General features: G+C 64.9%; 14 protein-coding genes. 8 read left to right on the top strand and 6 right to left on the bottom strand.

The annotated features are described in order from the left end of the window. Window positions 1–44: 44 nt before the first annotated feature. The 7 genes from ACMDCR_RS18680 (at window position 45) to ACMDCR_RS18650 (ending at window position 9,025) form a co-directional block, all read left to right on the top strand. On the top strand, window positions 45–1,583 hold the full coding sequence (locus ACMDCR_RS18680) for an ABC transporter ATP-binding protein (RefSeq protein WP_413988049.1): 1,539 nt from the start codon (window positions 45–47) through the stop codon (window positions 1,581–1,583). Beyond that, window positions 1,573–2,643 (top strand): ABC transporter permease, encoded by a 1,071-nt coding sequence (locus ACMDCR_RS18675; protein ID WP_413988048.1) that lies wholly within the window; start codon window positions 1,573–1,575, stop codon window positions 2,641–2,643. Before ACMDCR_RS18680 ends, ACMDCR_RS18675 begins: the two co-directional genes overlap by 11 nt. Next, window positions 2,644–3,579: an ABC transporter permease gene (locus ACMDCR_RS18670; protein WP_413988047.1), complete on the top strand. Its 936-nt coding sequence runs from the start codon at window positions 2,644–2,646 to the stop codon at window positions 3,577–3,579. Window positions 3,580–3,660: 81 nt separating this feature from the next. Beyond that, window positions 3,661–4,737, top strand: a complete 1,077-nt coding sequence (locus ACMDCR_RS18665) for a BMP family ABC transporter substrate-binding protein (RefSeq protein WP_413988046.1) — start codon at window positions 3,661–3,663, stop codon at window positions 4,735–4,737. Between the two features lie 273 nt (window positions 4,738–5,010). Next, complete coding sequence (gene uraD / locus ACMDCR_RS18660) at window positions 5,011–5,505, top strand: 2-oxo-4-hydroxy-4-carboxy-5-ureidoimidazoline decarboxylase (protein WP_413988045.1); 495 nt, start codon at window positions 5,011–5,013, stop codon at window positions 5,503–5,505. Continuing rightward, window positions 5,498–6,781 (top strand): allantoate amidohydrolase, encoded by a 1,284-nt coding sequence (locus ACMDCR_RS18655; protein WP_413988044.1) that lies wholly within the window; start codon window positions 5,498–5,500, stop codon window positions 6,779–6,781. The genes uraD and ACMDCR_RS18655 overlap by 8 nt, the downstream gene beginning before the upstream one ends. Window positions 6,782–6,823: 42 nt before the next feature. After that, window positions 6,824–9,025, top strand: coding sequence for a toll/interleukin-1 receptor domain-containing protein (locus tag ACMDCR_RS18650; RefSeq protein WP_413988043.1), 2,202 nt, complete (start codon window positions 6,824–6,826; stop codon window positions 9,023–9,025). Here the strand turns inward: ACMDCR_RS18650 and ACMDCR_RS18645 are convergent. The 4 genes from ACMDCR_RS18645 to ACMDCR_RS18630 all read right to left on the bottom strand — a co-directional run bounded on the left by ACMDCR_RS18645 (window position 8,998) and on the right by ACMDCR_RS18630 (window position 12,518). Then, the gene (locus ACMDCR_RS18645) at window positions 8,998–9,660 is read right to left on the bottom strand and encodes a hypothetical protein (RefSeq protein WP_413988042.1); all 663 of its coding nucleotides are present in this window, start codon (window positions 9,658–9,660) and stop codon (window positions 8,998–9,000) included. The two genes, ACMDCR_RS18650 and ACMDCR_RS18645, sit on opposite strands and share 28 nt — an antisense overlap. Window positions 9,661–9,696: 36 nt before the next feature. Beyond that, window positions 9,697–10,086 carry a hypothetical protein gene (locus ACMDCR_RS18640; RefSeq protein WP_413988041.1) on the bottom strand — a complete coding sequence of 130 codons (390 nt, stop codon included), beginning with the start codon at window positions 10,084–10,086 and terminating at the stop codon, window positions 9,697–9,699. Between the two features lie 141 nt (window positions 10,087–10,227). Further along, window positions 10,228–11,112 (bottom strand): hypothetical protein, encoded by an 885-nt coding sequence (locus ACMDCR_RS18635; protein ID WP_413988040.1) that lies wholly within the window; start codon window positions 11,110–11,112, stop codon window positions 10,228–10,230. Further along, window positions 11,109–12,518 (bottom strand): toll/interleukin-1 receptor domain-containing protein, encoded by a 1,410-nt coding sequence (locus ACMDCR_RS18630; RefSeq protein ID WP_413988039.1) that lies wholly within the window; start codon window positions 12,516–12,518, stop codon window positions 11,109–11,111. The genes ACMDCR_RS18635 and ACMDCR_RS18630 overlap by 4 nt, the downstream gene beginning before the upstream one ends. 170 nt (window positions 12,519–12,688) lie before the next feature. Here ACMDCR_RS18630 and ACMDCR_RS18625 point away from each other — a divergent pair, with 170 nt between their 5' ends. Next, window positions 12,689–13,546 (top strand): EamA family transporter, encoded by an 858-nt coding sequence (locus tag ACMDCR_RS18625; RefSeq protein WP_413988038.1) that lies wholly within the window; start codon window positions 12,689–12,691, stop codon window positions 13,544–13,546. On the opposite strand, the gene ACMDCR_RS18620 is transcribed toward ACMDCR_RS18625, so the two are convergent. Together ACMDCR_RS18620 and rimO are read right to left on the bottom strand one after the other, a co-directional pair. Beyond that, on the bottom strand, window positions 13,543–13,767 hold the full coding sequence (locus tag ACMDCR_RS18620) for a hypothetical protein (RefSeq protein ID WP_413988037.1): 225 nt from the start codon (window positions 13,765–13,767) through the stop codon (window positions 13,543–13,545). The two genes, ACMDCR_RS18625 and ACMDCR_RS18620, sit on opposite strands and share 4 nt — an antisense overlap. 221 nt (window positions 13,768–13,988) lie before the next feature. Then, window positions 13,989–15,314 carry a 30S ribosomal protein S12 methylthiotransferase RimO gene (gene rimO / locus ACMDCR_RS18615; RefSeq protein ID WP_413993663.1) on the bottom strand — a complete coding sequence of 442 codons (1,326 nt, stop codon included), beginning with the start codon at window positions 15,312–15,314 and terminating at the stop codon, window positions 13,989–13,991. Between the last annotated feature and the right edge of the window lie 190 nt (window positions 15,315–15,504).

Genomic DNA, 15,504 nt, shown 5'->3' with positions numbered 1-15,504 from the left:
CCCTTCGCAAGCCGCATAATACCGCCTATGAATTGGGCACGACCATGAATGTGGCAGCAATGTTGGACACCGAGACGCCGCTGATCGAAGCGCGTGGCATCGTGAAGATCTTCGGCTCGCTCCGGGCCAATGACGGCATCGATCTCAAGATCATGCCGCATGAGATCCATGCCCTGCTGGGCGAGAACGGTGCCGGCAAATCGACCTTCGTCAAAATCCTCTATGGCTTGCTGCAGCCTAACGAGGGCCAGCTGTTGTGGGAGGGCCAGCCCATCCATCTGGCGCGGCCGGCAGTGGCGCGGGCGATCGGCATCGGCATGGTTTTCCAGCATTTCTCGCTGTTCGATAATCTCAGCGTCGCAGAAAACGTCGCGCTGGCGCAGCCGCCCGGCACGAGGTTGAGCGATGTCGAGGAGAAGATCGCCGCAGTCTCGGCCGCCTATGGCCTGCCGCTGGAGCCGCGCCGTCCCGTGCATACACTGTCGGTAGGCGAGCGCCAGCGCATCGAGATCGTGCGTTGTCTGATGCAGAACCCCAAGCTCCTCATCCTCGACGAGCCGACCTCCGTGCTCACCCCGCAGGAGGCCGACCAGCTCTTCGTCACGCTGGAGCGCATCACCGGCGAGGGCAGGGCGGTGCTCTATATTTCGCATCGCCTCGAAGAGGTGAAGCGCCTGTGCCAGACTGCCACCGTGCTGCGGCACGGCAAGCTGGTCGCCACCTGCGATCCACGCCAGGAGACGGCGGCGAGTCTGGCGCGCATGATGGTGGGCGCCGACATCGCCAAGGTCGAGCATGGCCGCCTTGCCAATGCCAGCGGCTCCGTGCGGCTGGAACTAAGGGGGCTCAACCTGGCGCCAGAGGACCTGCACGGCACGCCCCTCAGGGATATCGCGCTGCAGGCGCGCGGCGGTGAGATCGTCGCTATCGCCGGTGTCGCCGGAAACGGGCAGGGCGAGCTCTTCGCAGCAATCTCGGGCGAGCGCGCGGCCGGGAGCAGCGAGGCCGTGAAGATCGACGGCAAGCCCTCCGGCGACCTGGACATCACGCAGCGCCGCCGTCTCGGCGCGGCTTTCGTGCCGGAGGAGCGCCTCGGCCACGCCGCAGCTCCGCGCATGACGCTGTCACAGAACACCCTGCTCACCGGCCACGCCACCAATGACCTCGTTTCCTATGGCTTGGTCGACATGGGCAAGGCCTCGCGCGAGGCGGCGGAGGTCTCGAAAGTCTTCGACGTGCGCAAGGGCAGGCCTGATCCGGAGGCCGGTTCGCTCTCGGGCGGCAACCTGCAGAAATTCGTGGTGGGGCGCGAGATGCTGCGTGAGCCCAAAGTGCTGGTGGTCAACCAGCCGACCTGGGGCGTCGATGCCGGCGCCGCCGCGCTGATCCGCCAGGCGCTGATCGACCTTTCCCGCCGCGGCGCTGCCGTGATCGTGATCAGCCAAGACCTCGACGAGATCTTCGAGGTGGCCGACCATATCGCCGTGATCCACGACGGGCGCCTCTCGCCTCCCGAGCCGGTGGCGGCGATGAGTCTGGAGAAGATCGGCCTCCTGATGGGAGGCTCTGGCCATGCGCATTGAACTGGAAAAGCGGCCCGAGCGCTCCACTGTGATGGCAGTGCTCTCGCCCTTGATCGCGATCGGCCTAACCATCGTGTCGGCGGCGATCATCTTCTCCTTCTACGGTCACGGGCCCCTCGAATCTCTCTATGTCTATTTCGTCAAGCCGCTCACCGGCTGGCGCACCGTGCAGGAACTTGTGGTGCGCGCAACGCCCCTGGTGATCATGGGGGTCGGCCTGTCCCTCTGCTACATCTCGAACAATTGGAATATCGGCGCCGAAGGGCAATACCTCATAGGCGCGGCGGTGGGCGGCGGCATCGCGCTTGCCTTCCAGGGGCAGACACCCTTCTACGCCGTGCCTCTCATCCTCATCGGAGGCATCGTGGGCGGCGCGCTCTGGGGCTTGATCCCGGCTCTCCTCAAGACGCGCTTCAACACCAACGAGATCCTCACCAGTCTTATGCTGGTCTATATCGCCGACAAGATCTTCGACTATCTGGTGCGCGGGCCCTGGCGCGATCCGGCCGGCCTCAATTTCCCGCTCACCGCCAATTTCGACAATACGCTGCCGGCGCTGCTCCGGCGCAGCCCGATCCATCTGGATGCGGTGTTCGCGCTGATCATCGTGGCGGCGGCGGCCATTCTGCTCTCGCGCAGCCTCAAGGGCTTCGAGATCCGGGTACTCGGTCAGGCCCCGCGCGCGGGCCTGTTTGCCGGCTTCTCCCCGACGCGCATGACGCTGTTCGTCTTCGCGGTGTCGGGTGGCCTGGCCGGCCTTGCGGGCATCTGCGTTGCCGACGGCACCATGGGCATGCTGCAGATCCCCTTTGCTTCGGGCTATGGTTTCACAGCCATCATCGTCGCCTTCCTGGGACGGCTCAACCCGGTCGGCATCCTGCTGGCGGCCCTCCTCCTGGCGCTTTCCTATCTTGGTGGCGAGGCGGCGCAGATCGCACTCAAGGTGCCGATCGGCATCACCAGCGTGATTCAGGGCCTGCTGCTCTTCTATGTGCTCGCCTGCGACACCCTCATCGTCTACCGCCTGCGTGTCGTGGCCTCCGAGGCGAGGGTGGCCTGAATGAACCTCGCGGAAGCCATCATCCTCACCATCATCACCTCCTCGACGCCCTTCGTGCTGGCGGCGATCGGCGAGCTCGTGGTCGAGCGCGCCGGGGTTCTCAACCTCGGCGTCGAAGGCATGATGATCATGGGCACGATCGCGGGTTTTGCGACGGCCTATATGACCGACAGCGCCATTCTCGGCTTCATCGCCGCCATCCTTGCCGGCATGATCTTCTCCTCGCTCTTCGCCCTGATGACCCTCGGCCTCGCCGCCAACCAGGTCGCCTCGGGCCTGGCGCTGACCATTCTGGGCCTGGGCCTTTCGGATCTGCTCGGCACCAATTTTGTCGGCCTGAATCGCCCGAAGATTCCCTCGCTCCACATCCCCGGCCTCAGCGACATCCCGCTCCTCGGCCCGATCGCCTTCGGCCAGGATGCGCTGGTCTATATCTCGATCGCGCTGGTCGCCGCCGTCTGGTGGTTTCTCTATCGCAGCCGTGGTGGCCTGATCCTGCGTTCGGTCGGCGAGAGTCATGCCTCGGCCCATGCGCTTGGCTACCCCGTGCGTCTCATCCGCTTCGGTGCGGTGCTGTTCGGCGGCGGTTGCTCGGGCCTCGCTGGCGCCTATCTCTCGCTCGCCGATACGCCCTTCTGGGGGACGGGCATGACGGCTGGGCGCGGCTGGATTGCCCTGGCGCTGGTGGTGTTCGCCTCCTGGCGGCCCTGGCGGCTGCTGATCGGCGCCTATTTCTTCGGTGCGATCTGGATCGGCAACCTGCACATGCAGGCCCTTGGCGGCTCGCTGCCGTCCTGGCTGGTGTGGCCGCCGCAATTCTGGACGGCGTTACCCTATCTCGCCACCGTCATCGTCCTGGTGATGATCTCCCGAGGCACGGGCAGAGGGGGCGCTGCACCGGCCTCGCTCGGTACGCCCTTCGTGCCGGATCGCTGAGGAGGAAAGGTTCCTTGCCGGGTTTGGGCCGTGGCCTGGCAGTTCGGATCTGTTCGCGGCCCGACAGCACGGGGAACTTCAATGAAGAAAACCATTCTGGCGGCGATGGCGGCCATCGGCCTGGCGGCGGGCGCACTCAGCCCGGCCCAGGCGCAAGACAAGCTCAAGGTCGGCTTCATCTATCTCGGCCCGATCGGCGACTATGGCTGGACCTACCAGCACGAGGTCGGCCGCCAGGCGCTGGTCAAGGCGCTCGGCGACAAGGTCGAGACGACCTATGTCGAGAACGTGCCCGAGGGTCCGGACGCGCAACGCGCCATCGAGAACCTCGCCGATGCCGGCAACAAGCTGATCTTCACCACCTCCTTCGGCTATATGGATCCCACTATCAAGGCGGCGAAGAACTTCCCGGACGTGGATTTCGAGCACGCCACCGGTTTCAAGCGCGCGGACAACGTCTCGACCTATGCCGGCCGCTTCTATGAGGGACGCTATGTAGAGGGCGTGATCGCCGCCAAGATGTCGAAGACCGGCGTGGTCGGCTATGTCGCCTCGTTCCCGATCCCGGAAGTGATCTCCGGCATCAACTCATTCATGCGTGGGGCCCAGTCCGTGCGTCCGGACCTCAAGCTCAAGATCGTCTGGGTGTCGACGTGGTATGACCCCGGCAAGGAAGCCGATGCCGCCAAGGCACTGATCGCCCAGGGCGCCGACATCCTCGCCCAGCACACCGACAGTCCGGCCGCCATGCAGGCCGCCGCCGAGAAGGGCATCTACGCCTTCGGCCAGGACTCCGACATGATCAAATTCGGTGCCAAGGCGCAGCTCACCGCCATCGTCAACAATTGGGGCGACTACTATATCGAGCGCGCCAAGGCAGCGATGGATGGCAGCTGGAAGTCGTCCGATGTCTGGGAAGGCCTCGACCAGGGAATGGTGCAGATGGCGCCCTTCACCAACATGCCGGATGACGTCAAGAAGCTCGCCGAGGACACCGAAGCGGGCCTCAAGTCGCACAAGATCAACCCGTTCTCCTGCCCGGTGGTGAACCAGGCCGGAGAGACGGTGGAATGCAAAGGCGGCGACCACCTCGACGCCGGCCAGATCCTGGGCATGAACTGGTATGTGAAGGGCATCGACGACAAGTTCCCGAATTGAGGAAAGCCTGGCGGAGTGAAATACGGGCCCTCCCCACGAAGCTGGGGAGGGGCAGGGGTGGGGCGTGGCCAGGAATAGGCTCGCCCATGGATCCAAGTACGCAACCCGGTCCCGTCAACTCGCGTGCTACTTCACTCCGCCCTCACCCCTCCCTTAATCCCTCCCCAGCTTCGTGGGGAAGGCCCGTGCCTCTTCCTCAAACGTCCCGCCTTGCGGCCCCATTTTCCTTCCCCTATGCAGGATGACCTTCTCATCCCGCCAGGCCGCTCTCCCATGAACCTCGACGCCATCAACGCCCTTACGCCGGCCGCTTTCGTCCGAACCTTCGGCGATATCGCGGAGCACTCGCCTTGGGTGGCGGAGGCGGCTGCCGCGCTACGCTCCTATGCCTCGCGCGCGGCGATGGTCGATGCCTTCCAGACCGTGCTCGCCCAGGCCCCGCGCGCACAGCAGGAAGCCCTGATCCGTCTGCATCCCGACCTTGCCGGCAAGGCTACGCTCGCGCCCGATTCTCGCATGGAACAGGCCGGCGCCGGCCTCAACACGCTTACGGCCGAGGAAATGACGCGCTTCACCGATCTCAACACGCGTTACAAGGAGCGCTTTGGATTTCCCTTCATTCTCGCGGTGAAGGGCGCTACGAAGCACCAGATCCTCGATGCCTTCTCGAACCGAATCCACGGGGGGCGCGAGGAGGAGTTCTTGACGGCTCTGGCTCAGGTGATGCGTATCATCCGCTTCCGTCTGGAGGAGCGGGTGGATGGTTGAACGTGCCATGGCACTCGGTCGCGAGGCCGAAAGCATGATCCGCGCCCTGGCGCTGATCAGCGCCGAGGAAGGACATCTGACGCGCCTCTATCTTACGCCCGAACATCGCCTGGCAGCCGACCTCGTGCGCCGCTGGATGGCGGAGGCCGGGCTCGACGTCAGCGAGGATGCGCTCGGCACCGTACGTGGGCGCCTGGCGCCGGAGAGCGACGGCCGGAATTCCGTGCAGCGCCTGCTGATCGGCTCCCATATCGACACGGTGATCGACGCCGGCGCCTATGACGGCGCTCTGGGCGTGATCGCCGGCATCCTGGCCGTGCGCGAGGTGATGAAAAAACACGGCAGGATGCCCTTCGGCATCGACGTGCTGGCCTTCGGTGACGAGGAGGGTTCGCGCTTTCCGGCGACGCTGTTGTGCTCTCAGGCCGTGGCCGGGCGCTTCGATCCCGCTGCATTGCAGGTGGAGTCGGTCGACGGCGTGAAGCTCGAGGACGCGCTGCGAGCCTATGGCAAGGATCCGGCCGAGATCCCGGCCGCAGCCTACGAGCCGGGCGAAGCGGCAGCTTACGTCGAACTCCATATCGAGCAGGGTCCGGTGCTCGAACAGGCGGATGAGGCGCTCGGCGTCGTTACCGCCATCGCCAGCCAGTCGCGCCATTCAGTGACGGTGGTGGGCGAGGCGGGCCATGCCGGCACAGTGCCGATGAACTTGCGGCATGATGCTCTCACGGCAGCAGCGGAGATCGCGCTCGCCGTCGAGGCTCTCGCCCAGCGCAACGCTGACGATTTCATGGTGGCGACCATCGGCAAGCTGAGCCTGTCGCCCGGCGCCTCCAACGTCATTCCTGCGCGCGTGGTCTTCACCGTTGATCTGCGCTCGCAGACGGACGCCCGCCGCATCGAGGCGATGAACTGGCTGCGCGAGGAAATCCTCGCCATCGCCACGAAGCGCCACGTCACCGCCTGGATCGAGCGCACCCATGAAGCTGCGGCCCGGCCCTGCGATCCCGCGCTGCAGTCAGGCTTCACCGCGGCCATCGGCGGGCGCGATGGCAAGAGTGCCATCCATCTGCCCTCCGGCGCCGGCCATGACGGCCAGGCGGTGGGCGCAATGTGCCCGATCGGCATGCTGTTCGTCCGCTGCCGGGGCGGGATCAGTCACAACCCGGCCGAGTTCACCTCGGTGAGGGATATGGGGCTGGCGGTTGCGGCGTTGATCAAATTCATCGAAAGTTTCGATCCCGCCAGGCTGGGGCGGCGGCGCGCAGACGATTGAGAGACATCGCCTGTCCGTCTCGATGCGGTGCAGGGGGCTCGCATGGACAACACGGCGGAACTGGAAGCGATTATTCGCAAGATGCTGCCGGCGCTCAATTTGCGCCCGGAGAATTTTCGGCTGGAGCCCGGCCTGCTCGATCGGGCGAGGGAGAGAGGCAAACCTCTCGTGATGGCGATCACCGGCGTCGGGCAGGTGCTGGCCTTCGTCGGCCGTTGCGAGGCCGCCGATCCCGACAGTGCGGCCTCGCAAGCAGCGGGACGCGCTCTCGCCGCGATGAGCAAGGCCGCCCGCGAGGCTTGCCATCATCTGATCGTTTCGTGGGAAGATGCCGCCGACAAGCTCTTCGCCGCTGCCTTCGTTCTCGGCGAGGAGTGCACTCCGGAAGCGCGGATCGCCTGGTCATGGGCGCCGCCGGAAGCCTGGCCCGAGGCCATGATCGATCTGACCCGCGCGGCGCCCGAGGATCTTCTGGATGAGCAGATCGCTCAGATTCGCCTGCTGCTCGCGAGCCGGGGGGAGCTCCCGGATTTCGAGCCGCGGCTCACGCGGGCCACGCAGCTTGCAGGCCTCGCACTGCGCTCGCTGGGCGCCGAGAATGTGATGCCGCCGCCTCGCCTCGGCGCCACCGCCCCGGAAGGAAAGTGGGACACGTGGCTGGAGGCCTGCGAGCGCGCCGTAGACGATGAGCTGAGACGCGTGCGCGGCCGCGCCCGGCGCGACAAGATCGGCGTTATCATGCCGGCGCAATCCGGGCCGCTTTCGGGCATGCGCGTCTTTCTCTCCTATGCCCGCTCCGAGGCGGCCGGCATGGCGGCGCGCCTCTATGATGCGCTGAGCCAGGCCGGGGCCGAGACATGGTTCGACCAGGCCCAGCCACTGCAGAAGGAGTGGCTCGATGTTGGGCTCGCTGATCGGATCGCCGCCTGCGACGTCTATCTGATGTGCGCCAGCGACGAGTTTCTCGAGCGCGCCGGCTATGCCACGCAGGAACTGGCCTGGGCTATCGGGCACTATGGAAAGGGTGCGCGCATCCGCCGGATGCTGATCGTCACCGAGCCCGCCACGATCCTGCCGACGGTCGTCTCCGACTGGCCGCGGATCGAGATCGACGAGGAGAATACCGACCGCCTGCGGGAGCTTTTGGTCGCGCGCCTGACGATGCCAGCTCCGACGATTGTCCTGCCCGAGAGACCGCCCGTCACTACAGCCGAGCGCCCGTCAATCGAACCTGGCGGAGAGCTGGAACTGGTCACGCTCCGCGCCCGCATCCGGCACGTCGAACGCATGCTTCAACTCACGGTCGAGAAGGTGGTGGCGTGCGCGAGCAGCGACAATTCCGGGGAAGCCGTGGCGGCGCGTGCCGAGTTTCGTGCTGCCGGCGAAGGGCTGGATTGGGACATGACCTTGCGGGATTTCGATCGTTGGCCTGATGACGCCATGATCCGCGCCTGTCGCTGGTTCATCGCCAGTGGCCGCGCCGTCGCCGGTGTGCGCCGGCCGCTCTCCGGCAATCTCGACGATCCCGATCCCATCGACGACGACATCGCCTTCCTGATCACCTCTCCAACCGCCTTCCTGGCCTGGCCCACCGTACCGGGCTGGGGCGACAATGAGCGACGACTTCTGCTGCGCTATCAGACCGGCTTGCTGCGTTTGCTGAAACAGCTCCTTGCAAGAGGTCTCTATGGCGGCCTGTTGGATGTCCCTTCCGCGACGCTCGATGCCTGGCTTGACCGGATCGATAGCAGGCGGCGCCAATGCGTCGATGCCCTTGTCGGGATGCGCATGCAGAATCTGCTTGGCTGGCAAGGCGAGCGGCCAGCATGGGATTCGCTGTACCGGACCTGGCTCGACCTCCTCGACGAGCTTGGTCGGGGGCCCTGGATTCAGGACGTACCTTCCTTCGCGCGGCTGATCGTGAGCGCGCATGAGAAGGAAATCGCCGCATTGGCAGCCGAGGCGAGCTGGATATACCAGGAGGTCGGGAGGCTGGCCTGGCGGCTGCTCGACCTGCCTTATGGGGGGTCGATCATCCGTGTATGCGCCTCCACCAGTTCCGACCCTGCCGTTATCGCGGAGATTGAAGTCGGATCGCCTCGCGAACAGATGCTGCACCTTTCTCTCGGCCAGGCAAGCGCCCCTGCCGTCGCCCTGTCCTGGCGGGGGTTCGGCAGCGACGGCGATCATCTGGCGGCGGTGCCGGAGGCCCTGCGTCAGCGATTCACCCGCTCCAGCATCTGAAGCTGATCCGGCGTGCACAGGCTGCGATTGACCAGGAACACGGCGGGCAGATCATTCGGCTGGTCCTCTGGGTAGCCGAACAGCAGGCCCGGGACGTAGGACAGTTCGGCATCGAGCAGGAAGCATTCATCGAGCGGTCGACCGGGCGCCGATATATCGACCGCCTCGCGAGCGAAGACGTCGATGGCGAGGAGCGCGGCCACGCTCAAACCCTTGTCGCGAAGTTTCAGCCCGGTGGTCAAGAGCCCGGGCAGATAGCCGCCGGTCCGCTCCGGCTGGACCTCGCGATGGCTGCCATTCCAGGCACCGAAGGCAACCGCCACGGGCAGTGTCGTGCCGGAGACCGCGACGGTCGAATGCGGCTCGCCATCGCGTAGCGTCTGCAGCACCTTCTTGGCGAAGGCCCTGAGAACCTCAGCCATGTTCGGGATGTGGTCGAACACCGGCTTGAGCAGCGCTTCCGTTCCCGCACCGGTGAGAGGACGTTGCAAGGCCTCAATCAGGTTGAGAACGATATAGGCCTCGCGTTCCTCTTCCGTCGTCAATGCCTCGCTGCCGCCGGCGGCCTCGAAGCTTGCCCTCGACACCGTCTTCTTGCCGGAAACGCCAAGGGGAACCGGGTTGGGGAGGGGCATGGGTCAGCTCCATTCACGGAGGCACAGCAGATCCGTCTAATGCGGCAGTTGTCGAAATATAACCCAAAGCCATGCCAGCAGCAGAGAAACCGCCAGCGGGCCGTGGACACCCCATACTGATGGGCTTTGTATTGCCTTGCCGAATTTATCGCCGTCGACCTCGCCGGGGTTCATCACGAAGCTTGGTGGCTCGCCGGCGTTGTAGGCCGCCGCCGCGATGGTGAAGAGGTTTCGAAAGCCTTTTTCAAGCGCCAGGTAATAGGTATCGATACAAGCAAACAGAGCGACAGGCACCAGGCCGATCAAGGCAAACGCCGGCCCGCCATCTTTTACCGTCAGGCCGAGCGTCGCCGTGGTGAGCGTGATGCTCCAGCCCTTGGCCAGAAAGGCATTGCCGGCCATGCGGGTGATAGCCGCCTGCAGCATCTGCAGATAGGTCGCATCCGGCTTGGCCGGCTGGGGGGCGGGGGGCGCAGCAGGCGGTGTTGGCGGGGCGCGCTCCGGTTGGACCTCTTCGGGGTCAGTCGGGCTTTCATTCATCGCGGGATACCTTGGGCTCGGACATCGTCAGCCTGCCGGCGCGGTACGATCGAGAAGCCACTGTGAGATGGCGGCGTAGGGTTGGAAAAGCAGGATCTCCGGCAGGCCCTTTTGCTCGCTTCGCCATTGCTGCTCCGCATCGATGATACGACCTTTTCTCCTTGCCGCGGTCAGCGCGAAGATCGTCTTCTCATCGGCGTGCCGGTCCTCCGTGACATTGTGGTTCAATGCATCGGGAGTGAGCAGCCGTTCCGCAGCGCCGCCGCCGCTGGGAAAAAGGTAGATAGGCGACGGCACCGGCCTGGGAGCCGAGCGATCCAGCACAGCACCGACCTCTTCCCCCACAGCCGGTGGAAGGCGTGATCGGTCGAGGGAACGGAGCGCCTTCCATATGGCGGATGAAGGCATCGGCGCGACGAGGAAAGCATCCGCTTCATCGCGCACGCCTTCCATGCCGCCAATGGCGACCATGGCCACGGGAGGCCTCAGCTTGTACCGCTTGTAGGCCTTGCCTTCGACATCGAGCATCGCCGCCCGCATCAGCGCCAGGCTCGGCGCCGTGTCGCCATCCGTCTTGCCGGGCAAAGCGGGCGTCCATTCGATGGTCGACCAGCCGAAGCGCACCATCTCCGTCGTCTCATTGGGCAGCACATCCTCGAAGAGGCGCGACTGGAAGGTGATGATCGGCCGCTCCTTGCGGTTGGGATCGGGTGGAAAATATTCGCCCGCCACCGCCGCGATGAGAGGGGAGACGCTGGGGTGGCCGCCGAAGACCAGCCGCCCGCCGCGCGCGAACACGGCGCGGGCGAGGCTGACGATCGCCTCCTCGATCTCGCTGGCGCGCGCATTCTCCGCCCATGGAGTCCGGTAGGGCACGCTTGCCGATAGAAAAATGGTATCGCCCTCTTTCATGCTTGGTCCTTGGGGAGGAGACGGTCGATAAAGGTGGAGAGAGAACCTTCATCGAAGCTCAGGCAGCCGCTCATTCTCTCTAGCCACCCGAGCCGGGTCTGCCGATCGGGTTCTAGCGCAGCGCGTGGGCCAATGATCGCCGCCACCCAGCTCGGCTTGCTCGCTCCCAGCGCAGCATGTGCACCCTGAAGTGAGCGAAAATCGTCGACCTCCGGAGGCCGGGTGGTCAGCCAAACTGTATGCTTGGCGCTGCCTTGCGCGATTCGGATCGGCCCAACGGCGCTGTATTGGGTGGCCAGCCCACCTTTATTGAGGGCGGCCACGACATCCGTGCGCAGCCGATAGCGCCGGCGGAAGAGGGCCGCGGCATGGACTTCCTTGACCTTGGCAACGAGCCGCTGGAGCGCGTCGTCCTCGAGCTTCGGCCATTCATCGACCGTGACTTCGCCACGGAGCGCATCGATCACCTTGTGTGGGACCGGCGCGCCGGTGAAATCCTTCCTGTCCAAAACCAAGCGCGCATCCGCGCTGACTGAGGTCAGTGCGTCGCCCGGCGTTACATCCGGCATGCGCGCCGCAACTAGGCCTAACCGATTCCGTTTGGCGAAATCGATCTCATGCTGGGTCCAGTGCGAATCCTTGAGGGATTTGGATTCGAGCAGCAGAACCATCGACTTGTCTTCGAGTTCCTGGCCCAGCCGACGCTGGAAGTCGTAGCCGGGCGGAATGGAAAAGCGATCGAGGAAGACTTCGAAGCCCTCCTCCACCAGCCGATCGAAGAGCTGCAGCGCCACCGGCAACGTCTCCACGCGGCGATAGCTGATGAAGATGCGACTCACGGCAGCGGTGATCTCGGCACGGGCGAGCAGGCCCGGCAAAACCTCGCTCACTTTTTTCTGCCAGATAGAGGCGTTGACGCGACGCAAAAGGTCCTCGTCCTTGATTGCCGGATCAAAATAGGCACCGTAATCGCCGGCCTTCAGCACGACCATGACATAGGCGCTGTGCTCGTCGGACCACCAGTTGTCATACCAGGGCAGTCCCTGGAACGGCATTTGGGTACTGCCGATGAGCACCAGTACCTTCACCTGTGTGTCATCGGCTTTGACATCGAAGCGGTCTGGGGTGCTGGGACAGTCGATCGTCTCGACCCGGACCTCGGCATTCGATCCCAGCAACACCGCTTCCAGCTCCGCGCCGAGTTCGCCCGCCGTCTTGCTTCCTTCGACGGAGCCTGACGAGACGATGGCAATAAAGCTTCGGCGCGCCGCCGGCACGCCCGTGAAAGCACGGCATTCGAAGCTGCCGTCGGCCTTCTCGATCTGAACGATGACGTCGCCAGTCCCCCCCGGCATCTTCCGCTCCGCGATCGTCTCTTGGTGCCGATGCCGCTGACGTTCCAGCAAGAACCAGCCAGCCCGCTTGTTACACCAATTCCCTGTCGGCGGGTAGCGCCTCGGCGGCCTTTTCGCTCCTGCAGAACGAGGCCAAAGATCATTTCCCTTCCAACACTTCCCGCTCTACAAGAACGCCCCTGGGGGAAGCGTCATTGCAGGAAAAACAAGAAAGCACGGCCTTGGGAGCGTCATCCTCCCGCTCGCAGGCGGGCCTCGCCGCCCTGATGGCCGTCGGCTCCATGACCTCGGTGCAGCTCGGCGCGGCGCTCGCCAAGCCGACGATGGATGCCTATGGCACACTCGCCACCACCTGGGGGCGCCTGGCCTGGGCCGCCATCCTGCTCATGGCGATCGTACGGCCTGATCCCAGGCGCTACGGCCGCAAGGAAATCCTGGCGGCCCTCGCGCTCGGCGCCGCCATCGCCTGCATGACACTGTTCTTCTACGTGGCGATCACCCGCGTGCCGCTGGGCCTGGTCGTCGCCATCGAGTTCCTGGGACCGCTCGGCGTCGCCACGCTGGGCTTTGCCCGCAGCTGGCGCATCATCTGGCTGTTCATCGCCCTTGCCGGCGTGCTCTGCCTGGTGCTTGACACCACGGGCTGGAGCGTCGACCCGCTCGGCTTCGCTTTCGCAATCCTCGCCGGCGTCGGCTGGGGCACCTACATCCTGTTGATGAAGCATATCGGCGCGGCCTTCAAAGGGCTGGATGGACTTGCCATCTCCTTCGTGTCAGCCGCGCTAATCGCCACGCCCTTCGGCCTCTACGAGGCGGGCTTTCACCTGCCGGGCGGGCTGGTCCTCCACACCATCGGCCTCGCGGTCCTGACGCCGCTGCTGCCATACGCGCTCGAAATGGCCGCGCTACGGCGCCTGCCGTCGGCGACCTTCGGCATCCTGATGAGCGCCGAGCCTGGCATCGGCGCGCTCGCCGGCTTCCTCATCCTGCTCGAACCGCTGAGCATGCAGCAGATTCTCGGCATTGCCCTGGTCATCGCAGCGAGCGTCGGCGCCGTGCTGAGCGGGGCGCAGCACTAGTCGGAGGGCGGCTTCACGAAGAAGGTCGGCATATTCCGTTCATGCGTCCGCAGGGCAACCAGACCGGCTTCGGTGACGGTAGGAATGCCGTCGATGATCTCGACATAACCCCCGTCCTGGAGGATCTGGATCATGGCGGGGGAAAGGTCCGCGTCCTGCCCCTCCATGTCGAGATCGCGCAACGCCTCGTAGACTTCCTTCGGCATCAGATCCATACCCATGATCGTCGCTCCTGGGTTGACGATATTCATCTGGGATCACGCGCGTGCGGGTTCACAACCTCCGCGTGAGTTGAGAAGAACGCATGGTCGCAGGGAAGAGTTCCTGCTCGGAACATCGTGGGGGCCTTTTCAGGATGCGCGGGCATCTGGCCCGTTGTTTCCATCCTGCGGGCGCGGTGGTTCAAGAGCGGCCAAGATGCCCGTGCACCCGGCACGTCCCCTCACACCGCCATTCCGTGCAGGTCATAAGCATCCGAGCGCTCGATCTTCACCGTCACGATATCGCCCACGCGCAGCGGGCGGCGGCTGGCCACGTAAACGGCGCCGTCAATTTCCGGCGCATCCGCCATCGAGCGGCCCTTGGCCACGCTCGGGCCAACGGCGTCGATGATCACAGGCAGGCGCTTGCCGACCTTGGCCTTCAGCTTGCGCATCGAGATCGCCTGCTGCGTCTCCATGAAGCGGCGATGACGCTGTTTCTTGATTTCGTCGGGCACGGGCTGCAGGCCGAGATCGTTGGCGGAGGCGCCCGCCACAGGCTCATATTCGAAGCAGCCGACGCGGTCGAGCTGGGCTTCCTGCAGCCAGTCGAGCAGCAACTCGAAATCGACATCCGTCTCGCCGGGGAAACCGACGATGAAGGTGGAGCGCAGGGTGATGTCAGGGCATACTTCGCGCCATTTCCTGATGCGTTCCAGCACCTTGTCCTGATGGCCGGGGCGGCGCATCGCCTTCAGCACCGTCGGAGAGGCATGCTGGAAGGGGATGTCGAGATAGGGCAGGATCTTGCGCTCGGCCATCAGCGGGATGACCTCGTCGACATGCGGATAGGGATAGACGTAATGCATGCGCACCCAGACACCGAGCTCGCCAAGCGCCTTTGACAGGTCGTAGAACTTTGCTTTCAGGGGCGCGCCCTGCCAGGGGCTCTCGGCGTAGCGGATGTCGACGCCATAAGCCGAGGTGTCCTGGCTGATCACGAGCAGCTCCTTGACCCCGGCTTTCACCAGTTTCTCGGCTTCGCGCATCACATCGGCGGCCGGACGGGAGACGAGATCGCCGCGCAGCTTGGGGATGATGCAGAAGCTGCAGCGGTTGTTACAGCCCTCCGAAATCTTCAGATAAGCGTAGTGGCGCGGCGTGAGCTTCAAGCCCTGCGGCGGGACCAGGTCGGCGAAAGGGTCATGCGCCGGGGGCGCGGCCTTATGCACGGCCTCGACAACCGTCTCATATTGTTGCGGGCCGGTGACCGCGAAGACGTTCGGGAACTTTTCCAGGATCGGATCGGGCTCGGCGCCCATGCAGCCGGTGACGATGACCTTGCCGTTCTCGGCCATGGCCTCGCCGATGGCGCCGAGCGACTCCGCCTTGGCGGAATCGAGGAAGCCGCAGGTGTTGACGATGACGAGATCGGCGCCCTTGTGGTTGCGCGTGATGCCATAGCCCTCGGCGCGCAATTGCGTGAGGATGCGCTCGGAATCGACCAGCGCCTTCGGGCAGCCCAGCGAGACATAGGACACCGTCGGCGCGGTCTTGCCGTCAGCCATCTCTTGCGCTGCTTCGATCACCGCCATCGCGGGCTCCCGTTCCGTTCATGAAGGGCGTGTCTTTGCGCCAAACGGGGCGAGAAAGCAATGGCGGCGACGTGAAGCCGAAGTTGGCGGGATGAGCCACGCCCCTTTGCGGGCGGGCACAGGCCTCGTGATTTCGGGCAGCTGAAAGGCGCTACGCAAGCCT

It is taken from the genome of Labrys okinawensis (assembly GCF_047345005.1).
GTDB lineage: Bacteria > Pseudomonadota > Alphaproteobacteria > Rhizobiales > Labraceae > Labrys > Labrys okinawensis.
This window is presented reverse-complemented; position numbering and strand designations above follow the sequence as displayed.

What these genes read in the sequence shown, in the direction of transcription:
- ACMDCR_RS18680 (WP_413988049.1), top strand. Translation starts at nt 45, where the DNA reads ATGAATGTGGCAGCAATGTTGGACACCGAGACGCCGCTGATCGAAGCG.
- ACMDCR_RS18675 (WP_413988048.1), top strand. Translation starts at nt 1,573, where the DNA reads ATGCGCATTGAACTGGAAAAGCGGCCCGAGCGCTCCACTGTGATGGCA.
- ACMDCR_RS18670 (WP_413988047.1), top strand. Translation starts at nt 2,644, where the DNA reads ATGAACCTCGCGGAAGCCATCATCCTCACCATCATCACCTCCTCGACG.
- ACMDCR_RS18665 (WP_413988046.1), top strand. Translation starts at nt 3,661, where the DNA reads ATGAAGAAAACCATTCTGGCGGCGATGGCGGCCATCGGCCTGGCGGCG.
- uraD (WP_413988045.1), top strand. Translation starts at nt 5,011, where the DNA reads ATGAACCTCGACGCCATCAACGCCCTTACGCCGGCCGCTTTCGTCCGA.
- ACMDCR_RS18655 (WP_413988044.1), top strand. Translation starts at nt 5,498, where the DNA reads ATGGTTGAACGTGCCATGGCACTCGGTCGCGAGGCCGAAAGCATGATC.
- ACMDCR_RS18650 (WP_413988043.1), top strand. Translation starts at nt 6,824, where the DNA reads ATGGACAACACGGCGGAACTGGAAGCGATTATTCGCAAGATGCTGCCG.
- ACMDCR_RS18645 (WP_413988042.1), bottom strand. Translation starts at nt 9,660, where the DNA reads ATGCCCCTCCCCAACCCGGTTCCCCTTGGCGTTTCCGGCAAGAAGACG.
- ACMDCR_RS18640 (WP_413988041.1), bottom strand. Translation starts at nt 10,086, where the DNA reads ATGCTGCAGGCGGCTATCACCCGCATGGCCGGCAATGCCTTTCTGGCC.
- ACMDCR_RS18635 (WP_413988040.1), bottom strand. Translation starts at nt 11,112, where the DNA reads ATGAAAGAGGGCGATACCATTTTTCTATCGGCAAGCGTGCCCTACCGG.
- ACMDCR_RS18620 (WP_413988037.1), bottom strand. Translation starts at nt 13,767, where the DNA reads ATGGGTATGGATCTGATGCCGAAGGAAGTCTACGAGGCGTTGCGCGAT.
- rimO (WP_413993663.1), bottom strand. Translation starts at nt 15,314, where the DNA reads ATGGCTGACGGCAAGACCGCGCCGACGGTGTCCTATGTCTCGCTGGGC.